Genomic DNA, 25,312 nt, shown 5'->3' on the forward strand with positions numbered 1-25,312 from the left:
GCCCGCCGCCGGGGTGGTGGTGCCCGACATCCCCGCCGAGGTGGCGATGCCGGACGTGCCTGCCACCTCACCGGTCGGCCGGCTCGCCGCGACCGTGGAACGGCTGCGCCAGGAGGTGCGCGCGGCCCAGGCCGAGGCCGAGGGCCGGGCGTTGATCGAACTCGCCAAGGGCATCCTGGTCGAGCGCCTCGCCTGCGGCCCCGCCCAGGCCGCCCGCCAGCTCGCCGAACTGGCGGAGCAGGCGCAGCTGACCCCGCTCGAGTTCGCGGTGGACGTCATCAACCAGGCCGCCCGGGACCGCGTCACGGAGGTCACCGAGGCGTTCCTGTCCGTCGCCTCGGACCCGGCGGAGTCGGCCGCGGAGTCCGCCGCCGTCCGGCTGCGCGCCGCCGAGAGCGGTGTCCTGGCCGCCCACGACACCCAGGCCATGGCCGACTCGCTGCTCGATCACGCCCTGCGCCCGCTGGGCGCGGTCGCCGTCGCCATCTGGGCGGCCGGCTCGGACGGCTCGCTCACCCTCGCGGGCAGCGCCGGCTTCCCGCCCGGCGAGGCGGCCCGCTGGCGCTATGTCCCGCCCGACGTCGTCACCGTGGCCCGGCGCGGCCTGACCGAGCTCCAGGACCAGTGGCTGTCTTCGCTCGCCGACTCGGGGCTGCCCACGATCGGCCGCCGGGAGTACGCCGACGGCGCCCGCATCGCCGTACCCGCCGGGGCGGGGGGCCGGATCCACGGCGTTCTGGAGATCGCCTGGCCCAAGCCCGAGGATCCGCTGCCGCGCCCCGTCGTCCGGCAGGTCGAAGCACTCGCCGAGCTGTGCGCGCACAGTCTGGAGACCTCTGCCCCGCCGTCCGGCACCGATCCGGAACCCCGGTTGCTGCCCGACGTGGTCGAGCTGATGGACCTCGCGGACGGGCTGCACGACCCGGCCCTGGTGCTCGTGCCGCACCTCGACGACACCGGACAGCTGGTCGACTTCCGCATCCAGCACGCCAACGACCGCTTCCTCGACCCGGCGGGCCGGCCCCGGGCCGTCGTGAACGGCGCCCTGCTCCTGGAGGCCTACCCGATGGCCGCCGGCGACAGCGAGCTGTTCCAGCGGGTGGAACGGGTCTACGCCACCGGCGAGCCGTTCCGCGCCCGCCGGATGCGGCTGACCGCCCTGGTCGACCAGGTGCCCCTGTCGGCCGTCGCCGACATCAGCATCAGCCGGCACGGCTCCAGCGTGCTGCTGATCTGGCGCATCGAGGACGAGACGGCCCGCCTGGCCAGCCTGCTCCAGCACGCCCAGCGGCTCGGCCGGATCGGCGGCTTCGAGGAGAACCTGCTCACCGGCGAGATCACCTGGAACGGCCAGCTGTTCAGCCTGTACGGCCGCCCGCCCACCAGCCCCCCGGTCGCCCTGCAGGACCTGCCGGCCCACGCGCACCCCGACGACTCCGTCACCCTGGGCCGCTTCCTGCGCACCCTGCTGCACCACCGCCGGCCCGCCTCGGCCGCCTTCCGGCTGCTGCGCCCGGACGGGGTGACCCGGCACACCCGGGTGGTCGCCGAACCCGTCCTCGACACCGAGGGCCAGCTCTTCGGGTTGCGCGGCGCCTACCAGGACATCTCCGCCCAGCACTGGACCGAGGTCGCCCTCGCCGCCACCCGTGACCAGCTCGCCCACACCGAGCAGCAGGCCGTGGAACGCAACCGGCTGGCGCTCCAGCTCCAGCACGCCATCATGCCCCCGGCCCAGGCCCCGCTGCGGGTGCCCGGCCTCCAGGTGGCGGTGCGCTACCGGCCCGCCGAGACCGAGCACCTGGTCGGCGGCGACTGGTACGACGCCGTGGTGCTGCCCTCCGGACTGGTGCTGCTGTGCGTCGGCGACGTCGCCGGGCACGGCATAGAGGCGGCGACCAGCATGGTCGTCCTGCGCAACGCGCTGCGCGGCCTCGCGGTGACCGGCGCCGGCCCGGCCCAGCTGCTGTCCTGGCTGAACATCGTCGCCCACCATCTGACGGGCGCCGTGACCGCGACCGCGGTGTGCGGCCTGTACGACGGCGAGCGGCGCACCCTGCGCTGGGCGCGGGCGGGCCACCTGCCGCCGGTCCTGGTGCGGGAGGCGGACGCGACCGCGCTGCCCGCGGTCAGCGGGCTGCTGCTGGGTGCCGTGCCGGAGGCGCGCTACGAGGAGACGGAGCTGCAGCTGGCCGCGGGGGACACCCTGCTGATGTACACCGACGGCCTGATCGAACGCCGGGACCGCTCGGTGGAGGAGTCCCTGACCCATCTGCTGGACACGGCGCGGGCGGCGCCCAGCACCCTGGACCAGCAACTGGACCGGCTGCTGACCTACAGCAGGTCGGACACCGACGACGACACGTGCATCGTCGGTATCCGGGTCGCCTGAGCCGCCCGGCCCCCGAGCGGCTCAGCCGGCCGCCGCGGGGCCGAGCGGCACGGTCGCGCTGACCCGCTTGCCGCGGGACAGCCACGTCACCTCCAGGCCGCGCGTCAGCATGGCCACGAGATGCAGGCCGTGGCCGCCGACCCGCCGGGGGTCCGGCGGGCGGCGCTGCGGTGGCTCCGGGGAGGTGTCCGTGACGGTGATGCGCAGCGCGGTCGCGCCGGGCAGCAGCTCCAGGCGCAGGGCGCAGGGGCCGGGCGCGTGCTTGGCCGCGTTGGTGACCAGTTCGCTCACGACGAGCTGGGCATCCTGCACCGGCCGTCGCCCGGGCAGGGGCCGCGCCCTCGCCAGCAGGGCGGCGACGGCGTCTCTGGCCTCGGAGATGGCGGAGACGCCGGTGGCCCAGGTGCGGCTGTAGCGCAGGGACGCGGGGCGGTCCTGCGTCGTCGCGTGGGTCCTGAGCGGGATGTCCATACCTCGTTGCCCTTTTCCTCTGGGATCAGGGGCCCTTCCTGTGCACAGGGGGTCGTTTCGTCCCTGCTCGGCTACCCGCTGGGCCGCGGGTCAAAGGGGCGTTCGCGAGGAATCCTCCGGATGCACACGAACGCCTGCTGAGGGGCGGGTCGGCCGGACACAGCGGAACGGGTCCGGAAATCAGCTTCCGCTGAGTTCCGGACCCGTTCCGCAACCGAATCGGCGCAACGCCTCGGTGTTTGCAGACGTCTCAGTGCTTGAAGACGTCCTTGGCCTTCTCCTTGGCCTGCTGGGCGTCTCCGCGAGCGCCCTCCATGCGGCCCTCGGCCTCCAGGCGCTCGTTTCCGACGGCGCGGCCCGCGGCTTCCTTGAGCTTGCCCTTGGCCTGCTCGACCTTGCCCTTGGCCTTCTTGTTGCCAGCCATCGCGTGTCACATCCCCACGTCGAAGCGGTCTGTGGTCGACATTCGGATTGCCGCTCCGCCGAGGTCCAAACCCGGAATCCGGATCCGGTGCCCGGCGGCAATCCCGTGGCCTGACCGCCGAATTTCCGGGCACCCGCCGTTGCGGAGGTGCACAAACATGGTTCCTTTGCTGTTGGTTCTCCTGCTGGCCCTGATTCTTTTCGGCGCGGGCTTCGCCCTGAAGGCGCTGTGGTGGATCGCGGTCATCGTGCTCGTGCTGTGGCTCGTGGGCTTCTTCGTCCGCCCGGCCGGCACCGGAGGCCGGCGCGGTCGCTGGTACCGCTGGTAGGCGCGGCACCCGGCCAGACGGAACGGGCCCCGGCTCCAGCCGGGGCCCGCCGCTGCGCGCAGGGTGTTCCCTCAGCGCCGGCGGCGCCGTCGTACGAGGTGCCGTACGACGAACGCCGCGACGGCGAGGCCGACGGCGAGCAGGACGTACAGCTGGTAGCGGCTGATCTCGTGATAGATCGCCGTGATGTGGCTGCCCGCCAGGTAGGCCAGGGTGGTCCACAGGCCGACCCACAGGGCCGCGCCGAGGGCGTTGAAGGCGAGGAAGCGGCGCCAGCGCATGCCGGTCGTGCCCGCGATGATGCCGTTGGCCTGGCGCAGGCCCTCGACGAACCGGGCCACCGTCACGATCTTGCCGCCGTGCCGGGCGAAGAACTGCTCGGCGGCCTCGAACCGCTTCGGGGTCAGGAAGACGTACTTGCCCCAGCGGTGCACGAAGGCGCGTCCGCCGGCCCGGCCGATCAGGTAGCCGACGTTGTCCCCGGCGACGGCCGCGACGAAGGCGATGACCCCCACGGCCACCACGTTCAGCCGGCCCGCCCCGGCGTACACCCCCGCGGCGAGGAGGATCGTCTCGCCGGGCGCGGGGACGCCGAAGTCCTCCACGAAGATCACGGCCCCCACGGCCCAGTAGCCGTAGTGGCCGAGCAGCGGCGCCAGATGCGCCAGCGGCCCCGGAAGGGGTGGGGACATGCCTCCACCGTACGTCGGCGGTGGTCAGGGGCGGGTGGCGGGGGTCTGGTCGGGCGTGACGGCGTCCGGTCCGGTCTGGGTCTCCGGTGCCGTACGCCGGTCCCGGCGGCCGGTCAGGCGCCGGGCGAGCGGCTCGGTGTACCGGGCGGTCAGCGGGCCGAGCACGACCAGGAGCAGCACGTAGGCGGTGGCCAGCGGGCCGAGGTCGGAGTCGATGCCGGAGGTGACGGCGAGCCCCGCGATGACGATGGAGAACTCGCCGCGGGCGACCAGGGTGCCGCCGGCCCGCCACCGGCCCCGGGCCGAGATGCCCGCGCGGCGGGCCGCCCAGTAGCCGGTGGCGATCTTCGTCAGGGTGGTGACGACGGCCAGGGCGAGCGCGGGCAGCAGCACCGGCGGGATGCTCGCCGGATCGGTGTGCAGGCCGAAGAAGACGAAGAACACCGCCGCGAACAGGTCGCGCAGCGGGGCGAGGAGGTGGTGGGCGCCCTCGGCGACCTCCCCGGACAGGGCTATGCCGACCAGGAACGCGCCGACCGCGGCCGAGACCTGGAGCTGCTGGGCGACACCGGCCACCACCAGCGTCAGCCCGAGCACCACCAGCAGCAGCTTCTCGGGGTCGTCGGTGGAGACGAACCGGGAGATGTGCCGGCCGTAGCGCACCGCCGCCAGCAGCACTATGCCCGCCACCCCGAGCGCGATGGCCAGCGTGACGCTGCCGGCGGCGAAGCCGGTACCGGCCAGCAGGGCCGTGACCACGGGCAGGTAGACCGCCATGGACAGGTCCTCCAGCACCAGGATGCTGAGGATGACCGGCGTCTCCCGGTTGCCGATCCGGCCCAGGTCGCCGAGGACCTTGGCGATGACGCCGGAGGAGGAGATCCAGGTGATGCCGGCCAGCACGACGGCGGCGATCGGGCCCCAGCCCAGCAGCAGGGCCGTGGCGGCGCCGGGCAGGGCGTTGAGGGTGGCGTCGACGAGGCCGGCCGGGTACTGCGTCTTCAGGTTGGAGACCAGGTCGCCGGCCGTGTACTCGAGGCCCAGCATGAGCAGCAGCAGGACCACGCCGATCTCGGCGCCGATGGCCACGAACTCCTCGCTGGTGCCGAGCGGCAGCAGCCCGCCCTCGCCGAAGGCCAGTCCGGCCAGCAGATAGAGCGGGATGGGGGAGAAGCGCAGGCGCGCGGCGAGCCGGCCCAGCAGACCGAGGGCCAGGATGATCCCGCCGAACTCGATCAGGAAGACCGCGGAGGAGTGCATCCGTATCACTCCCGGCCGAGTATCGCGGCGGCGGCGTCGACGCCCTCGCGGGTGCCGATGACGATCAGTGTGTCCCCGCCGGCCAGCCGGAAGCCGGGGTCGGGGGAGGGGATCGCCTCGGCGCGGCGCAGCACGGCCACGATGGACACGCCGGTCTCGGTGCGCATCCGGGTGTCGCCGAGCAGCCGTCCGTTCCAGTGCGAGGCCGCGGACAGCTCGATCCGCTCGGCCACCAGGCCCAGTTCCGTGGTGGACAGCAGGGTGGGGCTGTGGTGGGTCGGCTTCAGGGCGTCCACCAGCGCCTCCGCCTCCGGCCCGGTGAGGTGGACCGACAGCGCGCAGGCGTCCGGATCGTCGCGCCGGTAGGCGCTGAACGTGCGCGAGCCGTCCCGGTGGGCCACCACCGACAGGTGGCGGTGTTCGCGTGTCGTCAGGTCGTACCGGACGCCGATGCCCGGCAGCGGTGTCCTGCTGGTGCGTGCGGCGCTCATGGCTGCCCCCCTGCCCGGACTTGAACGTTTCTTGGTGAAACCTTTATCCGAACCCTACCCTGACGGATGATCGTCCGAGGGTGGGTCGCAGCGGGCAGGGGGGCTGAGCGCTATGAGCCGGAGGGTGCCGGGCTCTCGCCGTCGGCGGGGTCGGGCTGGCAGACGTGGCACAGCTCGTGATCCCCGTCGCGGGTGACGACGGTGCCCCAGCCGAGACACTGCTCGCAGTCGCGGGCGAGGCTCAGGTCGGGGTGGGGAGGCAGCAGGGGACTGCGGTGGGCTCCGTACGCCATGCGGTGAGCGGCTCCTTGGAAGTGCGCAGGTGTCGCGAGGGGGAGGATGACAACGCTGTCCGAACGGCTTCCATTATGTCCTACTTTTCCCTTACGTCTGTGACGCACGTCACATTCCTCGCGCCTAATCGAGCTTGCCCAGCCGGGCGTCCCGCCACAGGTCGACGCCGCCCTCGGTCGCGTACCGGTCGATCTCGGCCAGCTCCTCGTCGGTGAAGTCGAGCTTCTCCAGCGCGGCGACGTTCTGCTCCAGCTGCTCGACCCGGGAGGCGCCGATGACGAGCGAGGTCACCCGCTCGTCCCGCAGCGCCCAGGCCAGCGCCAGCTGGGCCAGGGTCTGTCCGCGGCGGGCCGCGATGCCGTTCAGGGCGCGGAGCCGGTTCCGCAGGTCGTCCGTCAGCCAGGAGGCGTCCAGGGAGGTCCCCCGCGCGGCCCGCGAGTCCTGCGGGACGCCGTCCAAGTAGCGCCCGGTGAGCAGTCCTTGGGCGAGTGCCGTGAAGCCGATGATCCCGAAGCCCTCCTCCCGCGCGGCGTCGAGCAGGCCGTCGGTCTCGATCCAGCGGTTGAGCATGCTGTACGACGGCTGGTGGATCAGCAGCGGGGTGCCCAGCTCGCGCAGGATCGCGGCGGCCTGCCGGGTGCGCTCGGCGTCGTAGGAGGAGATGCCGACGTACAGGGCCTTGCCCTGGCGGACGGCGGTGTCGAGCGCGCCCATGGTCTCCTCCAGCGGCGTGCTCGCGTCCAGCCGGTGGGAGTAGAAGATGTCGACGTAGTCCAGGCCCGTCCGGGCGAGCGACTGGTCCAGCGAGGCCAGCAGGTACTTCCGGGAGCCTCCGCCCTGCCCGTAGGGGCCGGGCCACATGTCCCAGCCGGCCTTGGTGGAGATCACCAGCTCGTCCCGGTACGGCGCCAGGTCCTTCTTCAGCAGCCGCCCGAAGTTCAGCTCCGCCGCGCCGTACGGCGGGCCGTAGTTGTTGGCCAGGTCGTGGTGGGTGATCCCGAGGTCGAAGGCGCGCAGCGCGATCTCGCGCTGGGTCTCGAAGGGGCGGTCGTCGCCGAAGTTGTGCCAGTAGCCCAGGGACAGGACCGGCAGGTCCAGTCCGGAACGGCCGGTGCGCCGGTAGCGCATGGTGCCGTCGTAGCGAGCGGGGTCGGCGGCGTACGTCATCGGGTGTTCTCCGGGTGGTGCCGTAGGGGTGCCCTGCGGGTGCGCACGGGCCCGTCCACCCTGCTCCCCGGTGCCGCGCAAGTCCAACAGCCGTCCCGGATCGGATTTAGCGGTTCCGTTTCTTAATCGGCCACCGGGGCAAGCGGTGATCAACGGAGCGAGAGAAGGAGGCGCTCGTGAGCGTTGCGAGCCCCGGTGGAGAAGAGCGGGCCGGAGGACGGGAACACCGGCAGGACCGGAGCAGGCCACGGGCACCGAAGGCGGTGACGGGGCTGCCGCAGCAGGTCCGGGAGGAACTGACCCACAGGCTCCGCCGCAACCGGCGGGCCTTCCGCGCGGACGACGTCCAGGTCGTGGAGCCTCCGTTGCTGCGGCGCGCCGTGGGCGCCTCCGCGCTCGGCAACTGCATGGAGTGGTTCGACTTCGGCGTCTACAGCTATCTCGCCGCCACCATCGGCAAGGTGTTCTTCCCGGGCGCCTCGCCGGCCGCCCAGGTCATCTCCTCGTTCGCGACCTTCGCCGCCGCCTTCGTCGTACGGCCCCTCGGCGGGCTGGTGTTCGGGCCGCTCGGCGACCGGATCGGCCGGCAGAAGGTGCTCGCGACCACCATGATCATGATGGCGCTGGGCACCTTCGTCATCGGCGTCATCCCCGGCTACGCCACCATCGGCATCGCCGCCCCGGTGCTGCTCCTGCTGGCCCGCATGGTCCAGGGCTTCTCCACCGGCGGCGAGTACGGCGGGGCGACCACCTTCGTCGCCGAGTACTCCCCGGACCGCCGGCGCGGTTTCCTCTCCAGCTGGCTCGACTTCGGCACCTTCGTCGGCTACGCCCTCGGCTCCGCGCTGGTCACCGTGCTGAACCTGGCCCTGACGGACGACCAGATGCTCTCCTGGGGCTGGCGCGTGCCGTTCCTGATCGCCGGACCGCTCGGCGTGATCGGCCTGTACATGCGGATGAAGCTGGAGGAGTCCCCGGCCTTCCAGCAGCAGCTGGACGACCACGAGAAGGCCCTGGCGCAGGAGTCGGCGGGCAGCGAGTTCAAGGACATCGTCCGCAACCACTGGCCGGCTCTGCTCGTCTGCACGGGCCTGGTGCTGCTCTACAACGTCACCAACTACATGGTCACCGGCTACCTGCCGACCTATCAGACCGAGACCCTGCACCGCTCCAGCGGCTCCGCGGACCTGCTGGTGCTCGTCGGCATGCTGTGGATCGTCGTCCTGATCACCTTCCTCGGCCGGCTGAGCGACCGGGTGGGCCGACGACCGCTCTACGCCGTCGCCGCCGTGGCGATGATCGTGCTCGCCGTCCCCGCCTTCCTGCTGATCAAGGCGGACGGCACCTGGCCGCCGATCCTCGGCGTGCTGCTCCTGGCCACCCTGCTGGCCTGCTTCGCCGCGCCCAGCGCGGCCACCCTGCCCGCCTTGTTCCCGACCGCCGTGCGCTACGCGGCCATGGGCATCGGCTTCAACTTCGCCGTCGCCGCGTTCGGGGGCACCACCCCGCTGGTCACCGCCGCACTCGTCGAGGCCACCGGCGACGACCTCATGCCCGCGTACTACCTGATGCTGGCCGGTGTCATCGGCCTGCTCACCGTGCGGTTCCTGCCCGAGAGCGCCCAGGTCCCGCTCAAGGGCTCGCAGCCGATGGTCGGTTCGCGGGAGGAGATGCGCGAGCTGATCTCCACGTCGAAGGAGCTGTACGCCTTCACGGAGGAGCGGGAGCGGGAGCGGGTTCGGCGCGGCTGAGCCGGGCCGCACCGGGGCTTGTTCGATCGTACGAACTTCTCGCCTGCCGGGTGACCGGCCCGGGGCGCGTTTGATAGGAAACTTTCCTACCAGTGTGCGCACGGACCAACTTCCCACCCCCCACTCCCTTTTGGAGCACCCTGTGGTGTACGCAGACCGCGAGACAGCAGCCCCCGCCCGCCTCTCCCGTCGGGCCGTCGTCGCCGCGCTCGGCGCCGTCGGCTCCGGCGTCCTGCTCGGCGTCTCCCGGGCCGGCACGGCCTCGGCCGCCGCCCCGGGCCTGGACGACCCGGCGAAGAAGGAGATCGCCATGAAGCTGGTGTCGAGCGCGGAGAACTCCTCGCTCGACTGGAAGGCCCAGTACAAGTACATCGAGGACATCGGCGACGGACGCGGCTACACCGCCGGCATCATCGGCTTCTGCTCCGGCACCGGCGACATGCTCGACCTCGTCCAGCTGTACACCGACCGCAAACCCGGCAACGTCCTCGCCAAGTACCTGCCCGCCCTGCGCAGGGTCGACGGCACCGACTCGCACGAGGGCCTCGACCCGAACTACCCCGGGGACTGGCGCAAGGCCGCCCAGGACACCGCCTTCCAGCAGGCCCAGAACGACGAACGCGACCGCGTCTACTTCAATCCCGCCGTCGCCCAGGGCAGGGCGGACGGGCTGCGCGCGCTGGGCCAGTTCGTCTACTACGACGCCCTCGTCATGCACGGCGACGGCGACGACCCGACGAGCTTCCGGAACATCCGCAAGCGGGCCCTGCGCGGCGCCCGGCTGCCGGCCCAGGGCGGCAACGAGACGACGTACCTCAACGCCTTCCTGGACGCCCGGGTGTGGGCCATGAAGCAGGAGGAGGCGCACAGCGACACCAGCCGCGTCGACACCGAGCAGCGGGTCTTCCTGCGCAAGGGCAACCTCGACCTGAACACCCCGCTGGACTGGAAGGTCTACGGGGACAGCTACCACATCGGCTGACCGCCGCCGCGCGGAGCAGTGGGAGCCGGGGCCGGCGGGCGTGGCGGTGGTCACGGCGCCGGCCCCGGTGCGTTCCGGCTGGTGGCGCACTCGCATGGCCCGCCGCCGACGAGGAAAGATGGGCGGTGAGCGAACGAACCCACTGATGCGGAGGAACGGACTCATGGCGCACGAGCGCGCCGGCCGGCCGGCCGGTCCCGAGGACCTTGTCGACGTGGCCCGGCTGGTCACGGCGTACTACACGCTGCACCCCGACCCGGCGGACCCGGGACAGCGGGTGGTGTTCGGCACCTCGGGGCACCGCGGTTCGTCCCTGGCGAGCGCCTTCAACGAGGACCACATCGCCGCCACCAGCCAGGCCATCTGCGAGTACCGGGCCGCCCAGCGCACCGACGGGCCCCTCTTCCTCGGGGCCGACACCCACGCGCTGTCCGAGCCCGCGCGGGCCACCGCGCTGGAGGTGTTCGCGGCCAACGGCGTGACCGTGCTCATCGACAGCGCGGACGGCTACACGCCCACGCCCGCCGTCTCGCACGCCATCCTGACGTACAACCGGGGCCGCACCGCCGGCCTCGCCGACGGCGTGGTCGTCACCCCGTCGCACAACCCGCCCGCCGACGGCGGCTTCAAGTACAACCCGCCGAGCGGCGGCCCGGCGGCCTCCGACGCCACCTCCTGGATCCAGGACCGCGCCAACCAGATCATCACCGGGGGCCTGAAGGACGTACGCCGGCTGCCGTACACCCGCGCGCTCGCCGCGGACACCACCCGGCGGTACGACTTCCTCGGCACGTACGTCGGCGACCTGCCCAGCGTGCTGGACCTGGACGCCGTCCGCGCGGCCGGTGTGCGCATCGGCGCCGACCCGCTCGGCGGCGCCTCCGTCGCCTACTGGGGCCGGATCGCCGAGCAGCACGGCATCGACCTGACCGTGGTCAACCCGCACACCGACCCCACCTGGCGGTTCATGACGCTGGACTGGGACGGCCAGATCCGCATGGACTGCTCCTCGCCGTACGCGATGGCCTCCCTGATCGAGCAGCGGGACCGCTTCCACATCGCCACCGGCAACGACGCCGACGCCGACCGGCACGGCATCGTCACCCCCGACGCGGGCCTGATGAACCCCAACCACTACCTCGCGGTCGCGATCTCCTACCTCTACCGCCACCGCGACCAGTGGCCCGCCGCCGCGGGCGTCGGCAAGACCCTCGTCTCCTCCACGATGATCGACCGGGTCGCCGCCGACCTCGGCCGGCGGCTGGTCGAGGTGCCGGTCGGGTTCAAGTGGTTCGTGGACGGACTGGTCGGCGGCGATCTCGGCTTCGGCGGCGAGGAGTCGGCCGGGGCGTCCTTCCTGCGGCGGGACGGCTCGGTGTGGACCACCGACAAGGACGGCATCATCCTCGCCCTGCTCGCCTCCGAGATCACGGCCGTCACCGGCAAGACCCCGTCGGAGCACTACGCCGAGCTGACCGCCCGCTTCGGCGCACCCGCCTACGCCCGTATCGACGCCCCCGCCACCCGCGAACAGAAGGCGCTGCTCGGCAGGTTGTCGCCGGCGCAGGTCACCGCGGACACCCTGGCCGGGGAGGCGGTCACTTCCGTCCTCACCGAGGCGCCCGGCAACGGCGCCGCGATCGGCGGCATCAAGGTCACCACCGAGAACGCCTGGTTCGCCGCCCGCCCGTCGGGCACCGAGGACGTCTACAAGGTGTACGCGGAGTCCTTCCTCGGCGCCGACCACCTCTCCCGGGTGCAGGAGGAGGCCCAGGCGGTGGTGCTGGGGGCGCTCGGCGGCTGACCGGGCGGTGGGGCGGCCTCCCGGGACCGGGCGGCCGCCCTCGGCTCAGTTCCGTCCGCGCCCCGCGCCCAGCCGGGTCAGCACCGCCTCCGCCATGGCCGCTTCACCCTTGGCGTTGGGGTGCGCGGGGGCGGCGGGGGAGGCCGGCTGCAGCGGCTCGATCCAGCGGTCCGCGGGCGCCTTGCACATGTCGTGGCCGACCGTGGGGCCGTAGGTGTCCACGTACTCGGCACGGTTCACGGCGGCCACCAGCCGCAGCATCAGGTTCAGCCGCTTCTCGGTGTCACGCAGATAGGGGAAGTCCCCCTTCGCGAACGGGACTTGGGGGAAGCAGCCGCTGCCGTCGTCGGGCAGCAGGCCGGGGTAGCCGACCACGACCACCCGGGCGTGCGGCGCCCGGGCGTGCACGGCCCGCAGCACCCGGTCGACCTTCGGCGCGGTCCGTGCGATCGTGAGGGTCAGCTGGTCGTGCCCGGAGGCGCTGTAGGAGCGCTCGCAGGGGTTGCCCGCCGGGTCCTGGGCGGCGAGGCGGGCGCAGGTGCCGATGATGGTGCCGAAGCCGACGTCGTTGCCGCCGATCTGCAGCGTCACCAGGTCCGTGTGCCGGTCCAGCGCGTCGAGCTGCGGCGGATTGGCGCCCTGGGCCCGCCACATCTCGGCGGTCGTGGCTCCGCCGCAGCTCACGTCCGTGAACGCGGTCACCTGCCGCCGGCCGGCCACGAGCGAGGGGTAGTTGTGGTCCGAGCGTCCGCAGGCGATGTCCACCTGGCTCGGGATGCCGGGCCCCGAGGTGTAGGAGTCGCCGAGTGCGACGTAGGCGACCTCGCGGCCCTGTCCGGCGGGGTGCGCCGCGGCCGGTGCCGTGCCGGCGGCGACGAGGGCGCAGCCGCCCAGTGCCGCCCCGAGCACGACGGTCCGCCGCCGGCCTTCCGCCCCGCCCGCCGGACGCGTGTCCTTCGCCATGAAGCCTCCCCCTCAACTCCGCTGCAGCGCGCGGCGGCGGCACCGGAGAGCGGCCCTCGCGCGGTCGACCGGGTCTGTATACCGTCCGGTAGGTCACGCCGACCAGAAGCGGGAGGCGACGAGTTGAGGGGGAGGGGCGGGCAACGGCCTCCGGGGCGGGGCGGTTTCAGACCGCGGACACCTGCTCCACCGGTGCGGACGCCTGCGGCTCCGGTGCCTGGAGCAGCGAGTCGTCCTCCGGCCGGGCCCCGGAGAGACGGTGGCGGGCGGCGATCAGCGCCATGTCGATGTCGCGGGTACCGGTGGCCACGCACAGCGTGTAGGTGATGTCAGCGAGCCGCTGCCGGGCCTGCGGCGTGCTCTCCTCTGCCCCGAGCAGGGTCAGAGCCTCGTACTGGGCAATGAGGTCCTGCAGCACCGCGGGGTGTGCCATGAGCATGCGTTCCGCCTCCCTGATGATCGCCGATGAACGAATTCGCAGCGCGGATACCCGCGCATCCGCCGTGCATGCCCCCCTGTCTCGCCTTGACGCCCGAATGTGTGAGTGGTTGAGTACTCACATGGAGACCGAACGGACCCGCCGACTGTCCACCGCCGAGGAGCGTCGCGAAACGGTCCTGCGCACCGCGATCGGAGCCTTCGCGGCCCGGGGCTACTTCGGCACCACCACCACCGAGGTGGCCAAGGCGGCCGGCATCTCCCAGGCGTACGTCTACCGGCTCTTCCCGAACAAGGAACTGCTCTTCACCGCCGTGGTCGAGCACTGCTTCGTGCAGGTGCGGACCTGTCTGGAGCGGGCCGCCGCGGAGGCGCGGGGCAGTTCGCCGGAGATGGTGCTCGGCGCCATGGGGGACGCCTACGCTCGACTGATCAGTGACAACGACCTGATGCTGATCCAGCTGCACGCGCAGGCCGCGGCCGTCTCGGAGCCCGCCGTGCGGGAGGCCGTACGGCAGGGGTACGCGCGGCTGGTGGAGTACGTGCGCGGCGCCTCGGGCGGCAGCGAGGAGCAGGTCCAGGAGTTCTTCGCGCGGGGCATGCTCTGCCACCTGATCGTCTCGATGGGGGCCGACGAGGTGGACGCGCCCTGGACGCGGACGCTGGCCGCCGGGGTGCGGCACTACTGAATCGGGGCCCCGGGCGCCGCGGGAACGCGGCGAGGCGAGGTGTGACACCTCGCCTTCTCTTCGGCCCCAAGAGTGAGTGGTCAACCACACAATCTGCTGTCTGTTCAGGAGACCGTCGTGAAGTCACTGTCCGGCACCCGCCCGGTCCGCCCGCGCGCCGCCCTCGCGGCCCTGGCCGGCGCCCAGTTCACCGTCATGCTCGCCACCTCCGTCGTCAATGTCGCCCTGCCGCGCATCCAGTCCGGCCTGAGGCTGTCGGACGCCGGCGCCCCCTGGGTCGTCAACGCCTACGGCCTCGCCTTCGGAGCCCTGTTGCTCGCCGGCGGGCGGGCGGCCGACCTGCTCGGGCGCCGGCGGACCCTGCTCGCGGGGCTCACCGTCTTCGGCGCCGCGTCCCTGGCGGCCGGACTGGCCCCCTCCGCCGGACTGCTCATCACCGCCCGCGCCGTGCAGGGCGCCGGCGCCGCCGTGGTGGCACCCGCGGCCCTGGCGGTGGTGATGGACCTCTTCCCACCCGGGCCGGGACGCGGACGCGCCCTCGGGGTGTGGGGAGCGGTGTCCGGCGCCGGTGCGGCGGCCGGAGTGCTGCTCGGCGGACTGCTGTCCCAACTGCTGGCCTGGGCCTGGGTCTTCCACACGGTCGCGCTCGGCACCGCCCTGGTCGCCGGGGGAGTGGCGGTCCTCGTGCCCCGCGTCCCCGGCGGCACCCCGGGCCGGTTCGACCTCCTGGGCACGACCGCCGTGACCTCGGCGCTCACCGCGCTGGTCTGGGGACTGACGGCGGCGCGCCGCACCGGCTGGAGCGCCCCGCAGGTGCTCACGGCCTTCGCCGTCGCGGCCGTCCTGCTCGTGGCCTTCGTCCGCGTCGAGCGCCGGCACCCCGCTCCGCTGCTGCCGCCCCGCCTCCTCGCCGCGGGCACCGTCGTCGCCGGCAACGTCCTGATGGCCCTGCTCGGCTCGGTCTGGATCGCGCTGTTCTTCTTCCTGCCGCTGTACCAGCAACAGGTCCTGGGGTACGGCCCACTGGTCACCGGTCTGGGCCAACTGCCCCTGGCGGCGGCCAACATGCTCGGTTCCGCCCTCGCGCCCCGCCTGGCCCGGCGCCTCGGCCCCCCGGTCACCGTCGGCGCGGCCCTGCTCACCGAGGCCGCCGGGCTGCTGTGGCTGGCCCGCATCCGTGCCGACGGCAGCTACGCCGCGGACGTCCTCGGGCCGACGCTCCTCATCGGACTGGGGCTGGGCGCCGCGTTCGTCCAGCTCACCGTCCTCGCCGTGGCCGGCGTCCCGCGAACCGACGCGGGGCTGGCCGGGGGACTGGTGAACACGACCCGGCAGGTCGGCGGCGCGATCGGCCTCGCCGTACTGACCACCCTGGCGGGTTCCGTCACCGCCCACGCGGCCACCGGCCGGACGCAGCCGGAAGCGCTCACCGCCGGCTACCGCACCGCGTTCGCCGTCTCCGCCGCCCTGCTCACTCTGACCGCTGCCCTCGTCCCCGCCCTGGTCCGCCGCCGGGCGGAACCGAGCGCGGTCGCGCGGACCGGGACCGGTCCGTCCGCGCACTGAACCGGTCCACCCACCGTCACGCCCACCTGAGAGGAACACCCGTCATGCACACCATCGACGAACACGCCCCCGTCATCGTCCGGCTGTCCACCGTGATCGACGCCCCGCTCGCCACCGTCTGGGAGCTGCACACCGCCGTCGACGCCTGGCCCGCCTGGAACCCCGGCGTCGAGTCGGCCCGGCTGGACGGCCCACTGCGGACCGGCACCACCTTCGCCTGGCGCACCCACGGCCTGGACATCACCTCGACCGTCCGGGAACTGGTCCCCGGCGAGCGGATCGTCTGGGGCGGGCCCTCCGCCGGCATCACCGGCATCCACGTGTGGGCCTTCGAGCAGACCGGAGGCCGGGTTACCGTCCGCACCGAGGAGTCCTGGAGCGGCGCACCCGTCGAGGCCCGGCCCGACGACCTGCGCACGGCCCTCCACCAGTCCCTGGAGGCCTGGCTGAGCGCCCTCAAGTCCCGCGCGGAGCAGGCTCACTGACTCGGCAGCACCTCACCACTCTCCAGCAGCGCCTACGAAGGAAGAGGTCACCACGATGAGCACGAAGCCCTACCTGATCGGCCACTACGAGCCCGTCGCCGACGAGATCAGCGCCACCGCGCTCCCGGTCGAGGGCACCCTGCCGCCCGAGCTGACCGGCCGGCTCGTCCGCAACAGCCACAACCCCAGGCCGGGCGTCACCCCCAGCCATTGGTTCAAGGGCAGCGGCATGGTCCACGGCATCCGGCTGCGCGAGGGCCGCGCCGAGTGGTACCGCAACCGCTGGGTGCGCACCCCCGCCCTGGACGGCGCCCCCTACCTGACCGAACACGGCCCCGACCTCACCGCCAGCACCGCCGGCACCCACGTCGTCGAACACGCCGGACGCCTCCTGGCGCTGTGCGAGGCCAATGTCCCCTTCGAGCTGACCCCCGAGCTGGAGACCGTGGGCGCCTACGACTTCGGGGGCAGGCTGCGCAGCGCCATGACCGCCCACCCCAAGACCGACCCGGTCACCGGCGAGCTGCACTTCTTCGGCTCCTCGCCGTTCCCGCCGTACCTGATGTACTACGTCGCGGACGCCAAGGGGCACATCACCCACAGCGCCGAGGTCCCGGGCGCCACTGCCTCCCTGAAGCACGACTTCGCCGTCACCCGGCACCACGTCGTCTTCATCGAGGGCACCGTCACCTTCGACCCGGAGGAGCACTCCGGCATCCCGTACGGCTGGAAGGACGCGCAGCCCGCCCGCATCGGGATCATGCCGCGCGGCGGCGACGGGGCGGACCGCATCCGCTGGTTCCCGATCCAGCCCGGCAACATGCTCCACGCCGCCAACGCCTACGAGGACGAGCGCGGCCGGATCGTCCTGGAGGGCCCCTGCGTCGACCGTGAGGGCTTCCGGCTCTCCTGGAACTGGTGGGTCGGCGCCCCGGGCCGCGGGACCGAGCCCAACGCCCGTTCCTTCACCCGCCGCTGGGTGATCGACCTGGCGGCCGGCAGCGTCGACGAGCAGATCATCGACGACCTGGCCGTCGAGTTCCCCACCCTCAACGAGGACTACCTCGGCGCCGAGCACCGCTACCAGTACGCCGTCTCCTTCCCCGACGAGAACGGCTTCGGCGGCTACGGCATCGTCAAGTACGACCGGCGGACCGGCGCCCGCCGGGTCCGTCCGACCGGGGACGCCCGGCTGCCCGGCGAGGCCGTCTTCGTGCCCGCCGCAGGCGGCACCGGCGAGGACGACGGCTACCTCCTCACCGTCGTCTCCGACCTCAAGCAGGACGCCTCCCGCCTGCTCGTCCTCGACGCCGCCGGCCTCGGCCAGGTCGCCGCCGTCGACCTGCCCCGCCGGGTGACGGCCGGCATCCACGGTTCCTGGATTCCGGACAGCGCGCTCGACGGGGACGCCGGGGAGGACTGACCGGACCAGCGGCACCGGGGCGGACGACCCCCGGTGCCGCCGGCCTGTTCATGGAGATTGCCGGGCCACAGGGCCAGGGGGCGGCGCCGGGCGCAGGGTTCGCCGGGGGTGCGCCGGTCCATCACCCGGTCGGGTGCTTCCCGGCCGGTATGTGCCGGATCGGGGTCCGCCGCCGTGATCTCTCCGTGATCATGCCCCTGTGACTCTGCAACGTCGAAGTGCCCTGCGCCGCCGTGTCGTTCCGGCCGCGCTCGGCACCCTCAGTGTCCTGTCCCTGCTGTCCGCCCTGCCCGCCGCCGCCCAGCCGGCACCGGCGGAGCACCGGCCCGCCGCGCCGCCGCCCCGGCCGGTCACCGCCGCCGAGGCGAGCACGGACGCCCGTCTCCGTTCCCTGCGTGACCGGCCCGCGGCCCTGCGCGCGTTCTTCCGGCAGCTGCCCAAGGGCGGCGACCTGCACAACCACCTCTCCGGCGCGGTGTCGACGGAGTACCTGATCGAGCTGGCCGCCGAGGACGGGCTGTGCGTCGACACCGCGACGCTGACCGCCCTCGCCCCGCCCTGCGGCGCCGGCACCCGGCCCGCCGCCGACGCCCGCACCGACCAGGCGTTCCACCACGCGCTGGTCCGCGCCTGGTCCATGCAGGACTTCCCGCCCGGCGAGAACGGGCACGACCACTTCTTCGACACCTTCGGCAGGTTCGGCGAGGTCACCTGGCGGCACCGGGGCAAGCTGCTCGCCGAGGTCGCCGACACCGCCGTACGCAACAACCAGGTCTACCTGGAGACGATGGTCAGCCCCGCCTCCGAGGGTGCGAAGAACCTCGCCGCCCAAGTGGGCTGGGACGACGACCTCGCCGCGCTGCACCGCAAACTGGTCGCGGACGGGAAACTCGACAAGCTGGTCGCCGAGGCCCGCAGGGAGGCCGACGACGGCGACGCCGAGTTCCGCTCCGCCGAGCGCTGCGGGACCCCGCATGCCCGGCCCGGCTGCGGCCTCACCGTCCGCTGGATCTCCCAGGCCTCCCGGGGCAGTTCGCCGGAGCGGGTCTTCACCCAGCTGGCCCTCGGCATGCGGCTCGCCGAGGCCGATCCGCGGTTCGTCGCCGTCAACCTCGTCCAGCCCGAGGACTGGGACAGCTCCCTGCGGAACTACGGCCTGCAGATGCGCATGGTCGGCTACCTGCGTACCGAGTACCCGAAGGCCCATGTCAGCCTGCACGCGGGGGAGCTGTGGCCCGGGCTGGTCAAGCCCGAGGACCTGGCGTTCCACATCAGGCAGGCCGTGGGCATCGCCCGGACCGAGCGCGTCGGACACGGCGTCGACCTCGTCCACGAGGACGACTGGCGGCGCACCGCCCGCACCATGGCGGACCGCGAGGTGGCCGTGGAGGTGCCCTTCTCCAGCAACGCCCAGATCCTCGGCGTCAAGGGCGGCGACCACCCCTTCACCACCTACCGCCGCTACGGCGTCCCGGTCGTCCTGTCCACCGACGACCCCGGGGTCTCCCGGATCGACATCAGCCACGAGTACCAGTACGCGGCCGCCACCTACGGCCTGCGCTACCCCGAGCTGAAGGACCTGGCCCGAGCCTCCCTGGAGTACGGCTTCCTGCCCGGCGCGAGCCTGTGGCAGGAACACCCCACCACCACGGGCTACCGGCCGGTCGCGGCCTGCCGGAGCGAACACCCCGGCCTGCCCGTGCGCGGCGCGGCCTGCCGGCACCTGCTCGCACAGAGCGCCAAGGCCCGCCTGGAATGGCGTCAGGAGGCCGACTTCGCCGGCTTCGAACAGACCCACAGGGGCTGACCCCGCCCACCCGACGGGCCGGAGCGGCTGCTTCCCGGGCCACCGCCGGGCGTGCCCGACCCGGGCGTCCACCCGGCGCCGACCCGTCGGGAGGGTGTGGAAGGCTGAAAAGGGTCCGCATCCGTACCACGGGAGGCACCCACCGGCATGGCCGTCATCCACAACACCACCCTCAAGCCCACCAAACTGGAACTGCTCACCGACTGGCTGCCCACGCGCCCCTGGTACCGCGGCGGCCCGGACGCGCCCGTGCTGGAGAAGTCCGGCGGGTTCCGGCTGGACGACCCCGAGGGCGAGGTCGGCATCGAGTTCATGGTGGCCACCGACACGGCGAGCCCCGGGCGGACGGCCTACCTGGCGGTGCTCACCTACCGCGGGGCGCCGCTGGAGGGGGCCGAGCACGCCCTCATCGGCACGATGGAGCACGGGGTGCTGGGCAAGCGCTGGGTCTACGACGGCTGCCACGACCCCGTGCTGGTCACCGAACTGCTGGCGCTGATCGAGGGCAGGGCACAGGCGGTGGCCCAGAGCATCTCCGACACCCCCGACCACGACGTGATCCGCACCTACACCGGTTCCCCGCTCGGGGCGGCCGGGTTCACGCCCGAGCCGGCCGACGACGAGGACGGCACCCGCATCCCCGTGCGCGAGGGCGCGGTCCTGCACGTCCACCGGGTCCTCGCCTCCGTCGCCGAGAACCCGCCGCTGCCGCCCCAGGACGCCCTCGGTCATGTCGCGACCGGCTGGCCGGGACCGGACGGCACCCGGTTGCAGGCGCTCTTCATGACGCTGCGCACCGCCTGACCGGATGCCGCCCGCCGTGCGGAGAACGGCGGGCGGCATCCGCGTCCGCGGCGCCACCCACCGATGGGCCTGGCATGCACCGGTCAAACCTGTCACTCTTTCGGCAGTCGCCGCCCCGACCCCATGAGGTGGCGACGGGCTCCCCGGCACCGTGATCGCGCGAGCCCCGCCAGCGGCCGCCCCGGCGCACCCCAGCCGGCCGGGCGGCCCCACAGCAGGCCGGAATCCCGGCCGCCACAAAGGAGTAGCGTGTGAGACCGACTCCCCACAAGGCCCTCGGCGCCGGTGCGCTCACCGTCGCCGCGGTGGCCGCCCTCGTGCTTCCCGGCACCCCCGCCACCGCCGGACCGGCCACGGCCACCGCCTGCACCCCGGCCCAAGTGGTCACCAACGGCGGCTTCGAGAGCGGCACTTCGCCGTGGACCGCGTCCTCCTCCACCGTGATCACCAGCCGCTCCGGGCAGACCGCCCACGGCGGCAGCTCGTACGCCTGGCTGGACGGCGTCGGCGGCACCCACACCGACACCCTCGGCCAGAGCGTGACGATCCCCTCCGGGTGCGGCTCCGCCACCCTCACCTTCTGGCTGCACATCGACACCGCCGAGACGACCTCGTCCACCGCCTACGACAAGCTCACGGCCAAGCTCGGCAGTGCGACGCTGGCCACCTACTCCAACCTGGACAAGAACACCGGCTACGTGAAGAAGTCGATCGACGTGTCCTCGTTCGCAGGCCAGACCGTCAACCTGTCCTTCACCGGGACCGAGGACTCCAGCCTCCAGACGAGCTTCGTCCTGGACGACATCGCCCTCGACACCTCGGACGGCACCACACCACCGTCCACCGACTCCACGCGGACGCCGGCCACACCCTCGTACACCGTGAACCTGAGCAGCGACACGAGCGGCACCGTCTGGACCGGGCACGAGAGCGTGACCTTCACCAACGCCTCCGCCACCGCGCTCGGCGAGGTGTACCTGCGGCTGTGGGACAACTACCACGGCAGCTGCGACGCGATGCCCGTCACGGTCCGCAACGTCACCGGCGGCACCGCCGGTGCCCTCTCCGTCGCCTGCACCGCCCTGAAAATCGACCTGCCGAGCCCGCTCGCCCAGGGCCAGAGCGCCACTATCGGCTTCGACCTCGGCATCACGGTGCCCAGCGGCGCCGACCGCTTCGGCCACGACGGCGCGTTCAGCTTCGTCGGCAACGCCCTGCCCCTGCTCGCCGTCCGCGACAGCGCGGGCTGGCACCTGGACCCGTACACCAACAACGGCGAGTCCTTCTACTCCCTGGCCGCCGATTTCAAAGTCACCCTCGACCACCCCGCCAGCCTGCTGGTCCCGGCCACCGGCACCTCCACGGACACCCCCGGCTCCAGCGGCCGTACCGTGACGACGGCCACCGCGTCCAAGGTGCGTGACTTCGCGTGGGCCGCGGGCCCCTTCACCAAGATCTCCGGCACCTCGGCCGCCGGCGTGCCGGTGAACGTGTACTCCGTCTCGGGGATCAGCTCCTCCAGCGCCCAGTCGATGCTCAGCACCGCCAAGACCGCGGTAGACGCCCACGCCGCCCGGTTCGGCGCCTACCCGTACGGCGAGCTGGACGCGGTCATCGACAACAACTACTGGTTCGGCGGCATGGAGTACCCCGGGTTCGTCCTGGACCTGGTCAGCACCACCGCGCTCACCCATGAGATCGGCCACCAGTGGTGGTACGGCATCGTCGGCGACGACGAGTACACCAGCCCCTGGCTGGACGAGTCGTTCACCGACTACGCCACCGACCTCGCCCTGGGCAGGACCGGGAGCAACTGCTGGAGCAGCGTCTCCTGGGCCTCCGGCGCCGAGAAGATCACCAATTCGATGGCGTACTGGGACGCGCACTCCTCCCGGTACTCCACCGTCGTCTACGGCTACGGCAAGTGCGCCCTGCACGACCTGCGGCGCGTCCTCGGGGACACCGCCATGGCCAAGCTGCTGAAGGACTACGCGAGCGCCCACTGGTACGGCGTGTCCACCACGGCCGAGTTCAAGGCGGCCGCCCAGGCCGCCACGAGCACGGACCTGACTTCCTTCTGGACGCAGCACCGCATCGAGGGCTGAGAGACACCCGGATGGGTCACACACCGGCCGCGGAGACCTTCGTTGGGCGGTACCCGGGGTGCGGGACGATCCGGCCCCGGGTCAGATGGACCATGTGCGAAGCCCCATAGCCTGTTTCCGCGGCCGGTCCCGCCTGTGCCTCACCGGCGCCCTGACCGGCCTCCTCACGTTCCTGTCCAGTCCCCCGGCCGTGCCCGTGCCGGCCGGGGGAGCACCCGTGCGCGGCAGCGCCTACATGGGCATCGGCGTCCTTGCCCACGACGGCGACTCCGGCACCCGCCCCCCGGACGCCCGCGCCTCCCAGACCGAGGGCGTGGACGTCTCCAGCCACCAACTCGACGTCGACTGGCCGACGCTGTGGGACAGCGGCACCAGGTGGGCGTACACGAAGGCCACGGAGGGGACCTCCTACACCAATCCCTACTTCACCCAGCAGTACGACGGTTCGTACGCCACCGGCATGGTCCGCGGTGCCTACCACTTCGCCACCCCGGACACCTCCGGCGGCGCCGCCCAGGCCGACTGGTTCGTGCAGCACGGCGGCGGCTGGTCGAACGACGCCAAGACCCTCCCCGGCGCCCTCGACATCGAGTGGAACCCGTACGGCGACGCCTGCTTCGGCAAGTCCCACAGCGGCATGGTCAGCTGGATCCGCGACTTCCTGAACCGCTACAAGTCCCGCACCGGCCGGGAGGCGGTCATCTACACCGCCACCAGCTGGTGGACCGAGTGCACCGGCGGCTACGGCGGCTTCGGTGCCACCAACCCCCTGTGGATCGCGCGCTACGCCTCCACGGTGGGGCCGCTGCCGACGGGCTGGACGTCGTACACGATGTGGCAGTACACCTCCAGCGGCAAGACGGTCGGCGACCACGACCGCTTCAACGGCGCGGAGGACGAGCTGCGGGAGTTCGCCACCGGTTGAGCGTCGGGCGGGGTCAGTCCACGTCCACGTCGGCGAAGAGCGTGTGCATCGCGCCGAGCACCCGCAGGCAGGCGTCGACGTCCGCCATGGTCAGATCGCCGCCCACCCGGCGCAGCAGCTCGTGCTCGCGGGCCCGTACGGCCTCGATCGCCGCCCGGCCCGGTTCGGTGAGGCGGATGAGCGAGGACCGGCGGTGCGCGGGGTTCGGCACGCTCTCCACCAGGTCCTGCCGGGCCGCGTCGTTCACCATGCGCTGCACGAACTGCCGGCTGAGGGCCTGCGCCCGGCCCATCTGCGGGACCGTCATGGGCCCCCGCGCGCGCAGCAGATCGAGGACCGCGCGGACGCCGACGGACAGGCCCTCGATCGGGGCCGCCTCCTCCACCTTGCGCTGCACCCGCCGGTAGAGCGGCCCGACGAGGTCGAAGACCTCGGTGAGGCGTTCGGCCAGCTCGTCGCGTGACGGGTCGGCAGAAGCGGGGACGGGGGTGGTGCGGTCGTCGCTCATGGAACCAGGATGACACCCTGGTTGCCAATATCGCCAAAGAATGACACCTTGGTTGTCATGACTGTCGACTTGGCATCCACGCCCGTCCGCACCCTCCAGACCGCCGACGGCCGCCTCGCCTACCGCGAGGCCGGTTCCGGACAGCCCCTCGTCCTGCTGCACGGCGGCTTCACCGACCACCGCATGTGGGAGGAGCAGATACCGGCCCTCGCGGCGACCCACCGGGTCATCGCCTGGGACGCCCGGGGTCACGGTGCCTCCGACAACGCCACCCGCCCCTTCCGGCAGGTCGACGACCTCGCCGCACTGCTCCGGGGGCTCGACGCCGCTCCCGCGGTCCTCGTCGGCCTCTGCATGGGCGGGGGCATCGCGGTCGACTGCGCGCTGGAATACCCCGAGCTGGTCCGCGCGGTCGTCGTCAGCGGGGTCGGCACCAGCGAACCCGTCTTCGAGGATCCCTGGGTCCTGGAGGTGGTGGCCGAGCAGCAGCGGGCCCTGGCCGCCGTCGACCTGGACGGCTGGGCCGACGCGTTCGTGCGCTGGGCGGTCGGCCCGCACCGGGACCTTTCCGACGTCGACCCCGGCGTCACCCGCCTCGTGCGGGAGATGGGCCTGGCCACCCTGGGCAAGCACACGCCCGACGAACCCGACCACCACGTCCCCGTCACCGAGACCTGGGAGCGCGTGTCCGGCATCGAGGTCCCCCTGATCGCCCTCAACGGCGCCCTCGACTCCCCGGACCACCTCGCCATGGCCGCCCGCCTCGTGGACCTCGTACCGGGAGCCCGCACCGTCAGCATTCCCGGCACCGGGCACTACCCGAACATGGAGGACCCGGCCCGCTTCAACGCCGAACTGGCCGCCTTCCTCGAACAGTTGCCGTAACGCCGGGGGCGGCGGAGGTGCCGCACGGCCCGTGCGGGCGTACCGGGACCGTGGGACGCGGACCGCTGAGGAGGCGACGAGGAGCTACGGTTAGGCTCGACGCGTGCCGCACGTCGAGATCCTCCAGCTGCTGGTCTCCCCGGTGCACCGGCTCGCCGGCCGGCCGGGCGACGGCCTGCCCGAGCTGCCGCCCGGCGAACTGGTGACGACGGCCGAGGTGCGCGCGGGCCTCGGCATCGTCGGGGACCGGTACTTCAACCACCCCGCCCACCGCAACGCCTCCCTCACCCTCATGGCGGCCGAGCGGCTGCCGGGACCGTACCCGGCCGACCTGCTCCGCACCCGGCGCAACGTCCTGCTGCGCGGGGTCGACATCGACGCCTGCATCGGCACCACCGTCTTCCTCGACTGCGGCACCGGACCGGTCTACCTGGAGGTCCGCAGCGCCGCCCGGCCCTGCGCCTGGATGGACACCACCCTCGGCCCCGGCGCGCAGCGCGCCCTGCGCGGCGGCGGGGGAGTGCGCTGCCGCCCGCTGACCGACGGCGTCCTCACCGTGGGTACCGCCCTGTTCGGGGTGGGCGAGCCGGGGAAACCGGCGCACGGCGAGTGAGCGCCGAGTACGGCGTACCGCGTACGACGACCGGCCGGGGCCGCG

Annotated in this window: 25 protein-coding genes; 15 read left to right on the top strand and 10 right to left on the bottom strand. The window is 72.8% G+C overall.

The window, feature by feature from the left end:
• The first annotated feature begins 46 nt into the window (after positions 1-46).
• Positions 47-2,392, top strand: coding sequence for a SpoIIE family protein phosphatase (locus tag ACIP4Y_RS31575; protein ID WP_401399216.1), 2,346 nt, complete (start codon positions 47-49; stop codon positions 2,390-2,392).
• A 21-nt stretch (positions 2,393-2,413) separates the two neighbouring features.
• On the opposite strand, the gene ACIP4Y_RS31580 is transcribed toward ACIP4Y_RS31575, so the two are convergent.
• Positions 2,414-2,863 carry an ATP-binding protein gene (locus ACIP4Y_RS31580; protein WP_401399053.1) on the bottom strand — a complete coding sequence of 150 codons (450 nt, stop codon included), beginning with the start codon at positions 2,861-2,863 and terminating at the stop codon, positions 2,414-2,416.
• Between the two features lie 250 nt (positions 2,864-3,113).
• The gene (locus ACIP4Y_RS31585; protein WP_358638838.1) at positions 3,114-3,287 is read right to left on the bottom strand and encodes a CsbD family protein; all 174 of its coding nucleotides are present in this window, start codon (positions 3,285-3,287) and stop codon (positions 3,114-3,116) included.
• Positions 3,288-3,444: 157 nt separating this feature from the next.
• On the opposite strand from ACIP4Y_RS31585, the gene ACIP4Y_RS31590 reads away from it, so the two are divergent.
• On the top strand, positions 3,445-3,615 hold the full coding sequence (locus ACIP4Y_RS31590) for a DUF5670 family protein (RefSeq protein WP_361472186.1): 171 nt from the start codon (positions 3,445-3,447) through the stop codon (positions 3,613-3,615).
• A 71-nt stretch (positions 3,616-3,686) separates the two neighbouring features.
• On the opposite strand, the gene ACIP4Y_RS31595 is transcribed toward ACIP4Y_RS31590, so the two are convergent.
• The 5 genes from ACIP4Y_RS31595 to mgrA all read right to left on the bottom strand — a co-directional run bounded on the left by ACIP4Y_RS31595 (position 3,687) and on the right by mgrA (position 7,519).
• Positions 3,687-4,307 (bottom strand): DedA family protein, encoded by a 621-nt coding sequence (locus ACIP4Y_RS31595; RefSeq protein WP_358638836.1) that lies wholly within the window; start codon positions 4,305-4,307, stop codon positions 3,687-3,689.
• Between the two features lie 24 nt (positions 4,308-4,331).
• On the bottom strand, positions 4,332-5,567 hold the full coding sequence (locus ACIP4Y_RS31600) for a cation:proton antiporter (RefSeq protein ID WP_401399054.1): 1,236 nt from the start codon (positions 5,565-5,567) through the stop codon (positions 4,332-4,334).
• Between the two features lie 5 nt (positions 5,568-5,572).
• Positions 5,573-6,058 (bottom strand): TrkA C-terminal domain-containing protein, encoded by a 486-nt coding sequence (locus tag ACIP4Y_RS31605; protein ID WP_358638832.1) that lies wholly within the window; start codon positions 6,056-6,058, stop codon positions 5,573-5,575.
• A 110-nt stretch (positions 6,059-6,168) separates the two neighbouring features.
• Positions 6,169-6,351, bottom strand: coding sequence for a hypothetical protein (locus ACIP4Y_RS31610; protein WP_358638830.1), 183 nt, complete (start codon positions 6,349-6,351; stop codon positions 6,169-6,171).
• A 124-nt stretch (positions 6,352-6,475) separates the two neighbouring features.
• The gene (gene mgrA, locus ACIP4Y_RS31615) at positions 6,476-7,519 is read right to left on the bottom strand and encodes an L-glyceraldehyde 3-phosphate reductase (protein ID WP_401399055.1); all 1,044 of its coding nucleotides are present in this window, start codon (positions 7,517-7,519) and stop codon (positions 6,476-6,478) included.
• Positions 7,520-7,782: 263 nt separating this feature from the next.
• Between mgrA and proP the strand changes: the two genes are divergently transcribed.
• From proP to pgm, 3 genes are all read left to right on the top strand, one after another.
• Positions 7,783-9,270: a glycine betaine/L-proline transporter ProP gene (gene proP, locus ACIP4Y_RS31620; protein WP_401399218.1), complete on the top strand. Its 1,488-nt coding sequence runs from the start codon at positions 7,783-7,785 to the stop codon at positions 9,268-9,270.
• 142 nt (positions 9,271-9,412) lie between these two features.
• Positions 9,413-10,252 carry a chitosanase gene (locus ACIP4Y_RS31625; RefSeq protein WP_401399056.1) on the top strand — a complete coding sequence of 280 codons (840 nt, stop codon included), beginning with the start codon at positions 9,413-9,415 and terminating at the stop codon, positions 10,250-10,252.
• Between the two features lie 163 nt (positions 10,253-10,415).
• Positions 10,416-12,056 carry a phosphoglucomutase (alpha-D-glucose-1,6-bisphosphate-dependent) gene (gene pgm, locus ACIP4Y_RS31630; protein ID WP_401399057.1) on the top strand — a complete coding sequence of 547 codons (1,641 nt, stop codon included), beginning with the start codon at positions 10,416-10,418 and terminating at the stop codon, positions 12,054-12,056.
• Positions 12,057-12,101: 45 nt separating this feature from the next.
• On the opposite strand, the gene ACIP4Y_RS31635 is transcribed toward pgm, so the two are convergent.
• Positions 12,102-13,019 carry an SGNH/GDSL hydrolase family protein gene (locus ACIP4Y_RS31635; RefSeq protein WP_401399058.1) on the bottom strand — a complete coding sequence of 306 codons (918 nt, stop codon included), beginning with the start codon at positions 13,017-13,019 and terminating at the stop codon, positions 12,102-12,104.
• A gap of 166 nt (positions 13,020-13,185) precedes the next feature.
• Positions 13,186-13,458, bottom strand: a complete 273-nt coding sequence (locus ACIP4Y_RS31640) for a DUF5133 domain-containing protein (RefSeq protein ID WP_401399059.1) — start codon at positions 13,456-13,458, stop codon at positions 13,186-13,188.
• 121 nt (positions 13,459-13,579) lie between these two features.
• On the opposite strand from ACIP4Y_RS31640, the gene ACIP4Y_RS31645 reads away from it, so the two are divergent.
• The 8 genes from ACIP4Y_RS31645 to ACIP4Y_RS31680 all read left to right on the top strand — a co-directional run bounded on the left by ACIP4Y_RS31645 (position 13,580) and on the right by ACIP4Y_RS31680 (position 23,261).
• Positions 13,580-14,146, top strand: a complete 567-nt coding sequence (locus ACIP4Y_RS31645) for a TetR/AcrR family transcriptional regulator (protein WP_401399060.1) — start codon at positions 13,580-13,582, stop codon at positions 14,144-14,146.
• A 117-nt stretch (positions 14,147-14,263) separates the two neighbouring features.
• Positions 14,264-15,712: an MFS transporter gene (locus tag ACIP4Y_RS31650; protein ID WP_401399061.1), complete on the top strand. Its 1,449-nt coding sequence runs from the start codon at positions 14,264-14,266 to the stop codon at positions 15,710-15,712.
• Between the two features lie 44 nt (positions 15,713-15,756).
• Positions 15,757-16,197 (top strand): SRPBCC family protein, encoded by a 441-nt coding sequence (locus ACIP4Y_RS31655; RefSeq protein ID WP_401399062.1) that lies wholly within the window; start codon positions 15,757-15,759, stop codon positions 16,195-16,197.
• A gap of 55 nt (positions 16,198-16,252) precedes the next feature.
• Complete coding sequence (locus ACIP4Y_RS31660; RefSeq protein WP_401399063.1) at positions 16,253-17,620, top strand: carotenoid oxygenase family protein; 1,368 nt, start codon at positions 16,253-16,255, stop codon at positions 17,618-17,620.
• A gap of 199 nt (positions 17,621-17,819) precedes the next feature.
• Positions 17,820-19,427, top strand: a complete 1,608-nt coding sequence (locus ACIP4Y_RS31665; protein WP_401399064.1) for an adenosine deaminase — start codon at positions 17,820-17,822, stop codon at positions 19,425-19,427.
• Positions 19,428-19,574: 147 nt separating this feature from the next.
• Positions 19,575-20,231 (top strand): 1,4-alpha-glucan branching protein, encoded by a 657-nt coding sequence (locus ACIP4Y_RS31670; RefSeq protein WP_401399065.1) that lies wholly within the window; start codon positions 19,575-19,577, stop codon positions 20,229-20,231.
• A gap of 251 nt (positions 20,232-20,482) precedes the next feature.
• Positions 20,483-22,336, top strand: a complete 1,854-nt coding sequence (locus ACIP4Y_RS31675) for a M1 family aminopeptidase (RefSeq protein ID WP_401399066.1) — start codon at positions 20,483-20,485, stop codon at positions 22,334-22,336.
• An 85-nt stretch (positions 22,337-22,421) separates the two neighbouring features.
• A complete protein-coding gene (locus tag ACIP4Y_RS31680; RefSeq protein ID WP_401399067.1) occupies positions 22,422-23,261 on the top strand; it encodes a lysozyme in 840 nt (279 codons plus the stop codon).
• Between the two features lie 13 nt (positions 23,262-23,274).
• Here the strand turns inward: ACIP4Y_RS31680 and ACIP4Y_RS31685 are convergent, their stop codons facing one another.
• Positions 23,275-23,769 (bottom strand): MarR family winged helix-turn-helix transcriptional regulator, encoded by a 495-nt coding sequence (locus ACIP4Y_RS31685; protein WP_401399068.1) that lies wholly within the window; start codon positions 23,767-23,769, stop codon positions 23,275-23,277.
• Positions 23,770-23,826: 57 nt separating this feature from the next.
• Between ACIP4Y_RS31685 and ACIP4Y_RS31690 the strand changes: the two genes are divergently transcribed.
• Both ACIP4Y_RS31690 and ACIP4Y_RS31695 read left to right on the top strand, forming a co-directional pair.
• On the top strand, positions 23,827-24,654 hold the full coding sequence (locus ACIP4Y_RS31690) for an alpha/beta fold hydrolase (protein WP_401399069.1): 828 nt from the start codon (positions 23,827-23,829) through the stop codon (positions 24,652-24,654).
• Between the two features lie 103 nt (positions 24,655-24,757).
• Positions 24,758-25,267: a molybdenum cofactor biosysynthesis protein gene (locus tag ACIP4Y_RS31695; RefSeq protein ID WP_401399070.1), complete on the top strand. Its 510-nt coding sequence runs from the start codon at positions 24,758-24,760 to the stop codon at positions 25,265-25,267.
• The last annotated feature ends 45 nt before the right edge of the window (positions 25,268-25,312 follow it).

The organism is Streptomyces sp. NPDC088810, assembly GCF_044750305.1.
Taxonomy (GTDB): domain Bacteria; phylum Actinomycetota; class Actinomycetes; order Streptomycetales; family Streptomycetaceae; genus Streptomyces.

Bases quoted from the DNA above. Each gene is read 5' to 3' on its own strand.
- ACIP4Y_RS31690 (WP_401399069.1), top strand. From the start codon at position 23,827: ATGACTGTCGACTTGGCATCCACGCCCGTCCGCACCCTCCAGACCGCC.
- ACIP4Y_RS31640 (WP_401399059.1), bottom strand. From the start codon at position 13,458: ATGCTCATGGCACACCCCGCGGTGCTGCAGGACCTCATTGCCCAGTAC.
- ACIP4Y_RS31580 (WP_401399053.1), bottom strand. From the start codon at position 2,863: ATGGACATCCCGCTCAGGACCCACGCGACGACGCAGGACCGCCCCGCG.
- ACIP4Y_RS31605 (WP_358638832.1), bottom strand. From the start codon at position 6,058: ATGAGCGCCGCACGCACCAGCAGGACACCGCTGCCGGGCATCGGCGTC.
- ACIP4Y_RS31590 (WP_361472186.1), top strand. From the start codon at position 3,445: ATGGTTCCTTTGCTGTTGGTTCTCCTGCTGGCCCTGATTCTTTTCGGC.
- ACIP4Y_RS31575 (WP_401399216.1), top strand. From the start codon at position 47: ATGCCGGACGTGCCTGCCACCTCACCGGTCGGCCGGCTCGCCGCGACC.
- ACIP4Y_RS31610 (WP_358638830.1), bottom strand. From the start codon at position 6,351: ATGGCGTACGGAGCCCACCGCAGTCCCCTGCTGCCTCCCCACCCCGAC.
- mgrA (WP_401399055.1), bottom strand. From the start codon at position 7,519: ATGACGTACGCCGCCGACCCCGCTCGCTACGACGGCACCATGCGCTAC.
- ACIP4Y_RS31600 (WP_401399054.1), bottom strand. From the start codon at position 5,567: ATGCACTCCTCCGCGGTCTTCCTGATCGAGTTCGGCGGGATCATCCTG.
- ACIP4Y_RS31660 (WP_401399063.1), top strand. From the start codon at position 16,253: ATGAGCACGAAGCCCTACCTGATCGGCCACTACGAGCCCGTCGCCGAC.
- ACIP4Y_RS31670 (WP_401399065.1), top strand. From the start codon at position 19,575: ATGGCCGTCATCCACAACACCACCCTCAAGCCCACCAAACTGGAACTG.
- ACIP4Y_RS31635 (WP_401399058.1), bottom strand. From the start codon at position 13,019: ATGGCGAAGGACACGCGTCCGGCGGGCGGGGCGGAAGGCCGGCGGCGG.
- ACIP4Y_RS31645 (WP_401399060.1), top strand. From the start codon at position 13,580: ATGGAGACCGAACGGACCCGCCGACTGTCCACCGCCGAGGAGCGTCGC.
- ACIP4Y_RS31595 (WP_358638836.1), bottom strand. From the start codon at position 4,307: ATGTCCCCACCCCTTCCGGGGCCGCTGGCGCATCTGGCGCCGCTGCTC.
- ACIP4Y_RS31680 (WP_401399067.1), top strand. From the start codon at position 22,422: ATGGACCATGTGCGAAGCCCCATAGCCTGTTTCCGCGGCCGGTCCCGC.
- ACIP4Y_RS31585 (WP_358638838.1), bottom strand. From the start codon at position 3,287: ATGGCTGGCAACAAGAAGGCCAAGGGCAAGGTCGAGCAGGCCAAGGGC.
- ACIP4Y_RS31655 (WP_401399062.1), top strand. From the start codon at position 15,757: ATGCACACCATCGACGAACACGCCCCCGTCATCGTCCGGCTGTCCACC.
- ACIP4Y_RS31685 (WP_401399068.1), bottom strand. From the start codon at position 23,769: ATGAGCGACGACCGCACCACCCCCGTCCCCGCTTCTGCCGACCCGTCA.
- pgm (WP_401399057.1), top strand. From the start codon at position 10,416: ATGGCGCACGAGCGCGCCGGCCGGCCGGCCGGTCCCGAGGACCTTGTC.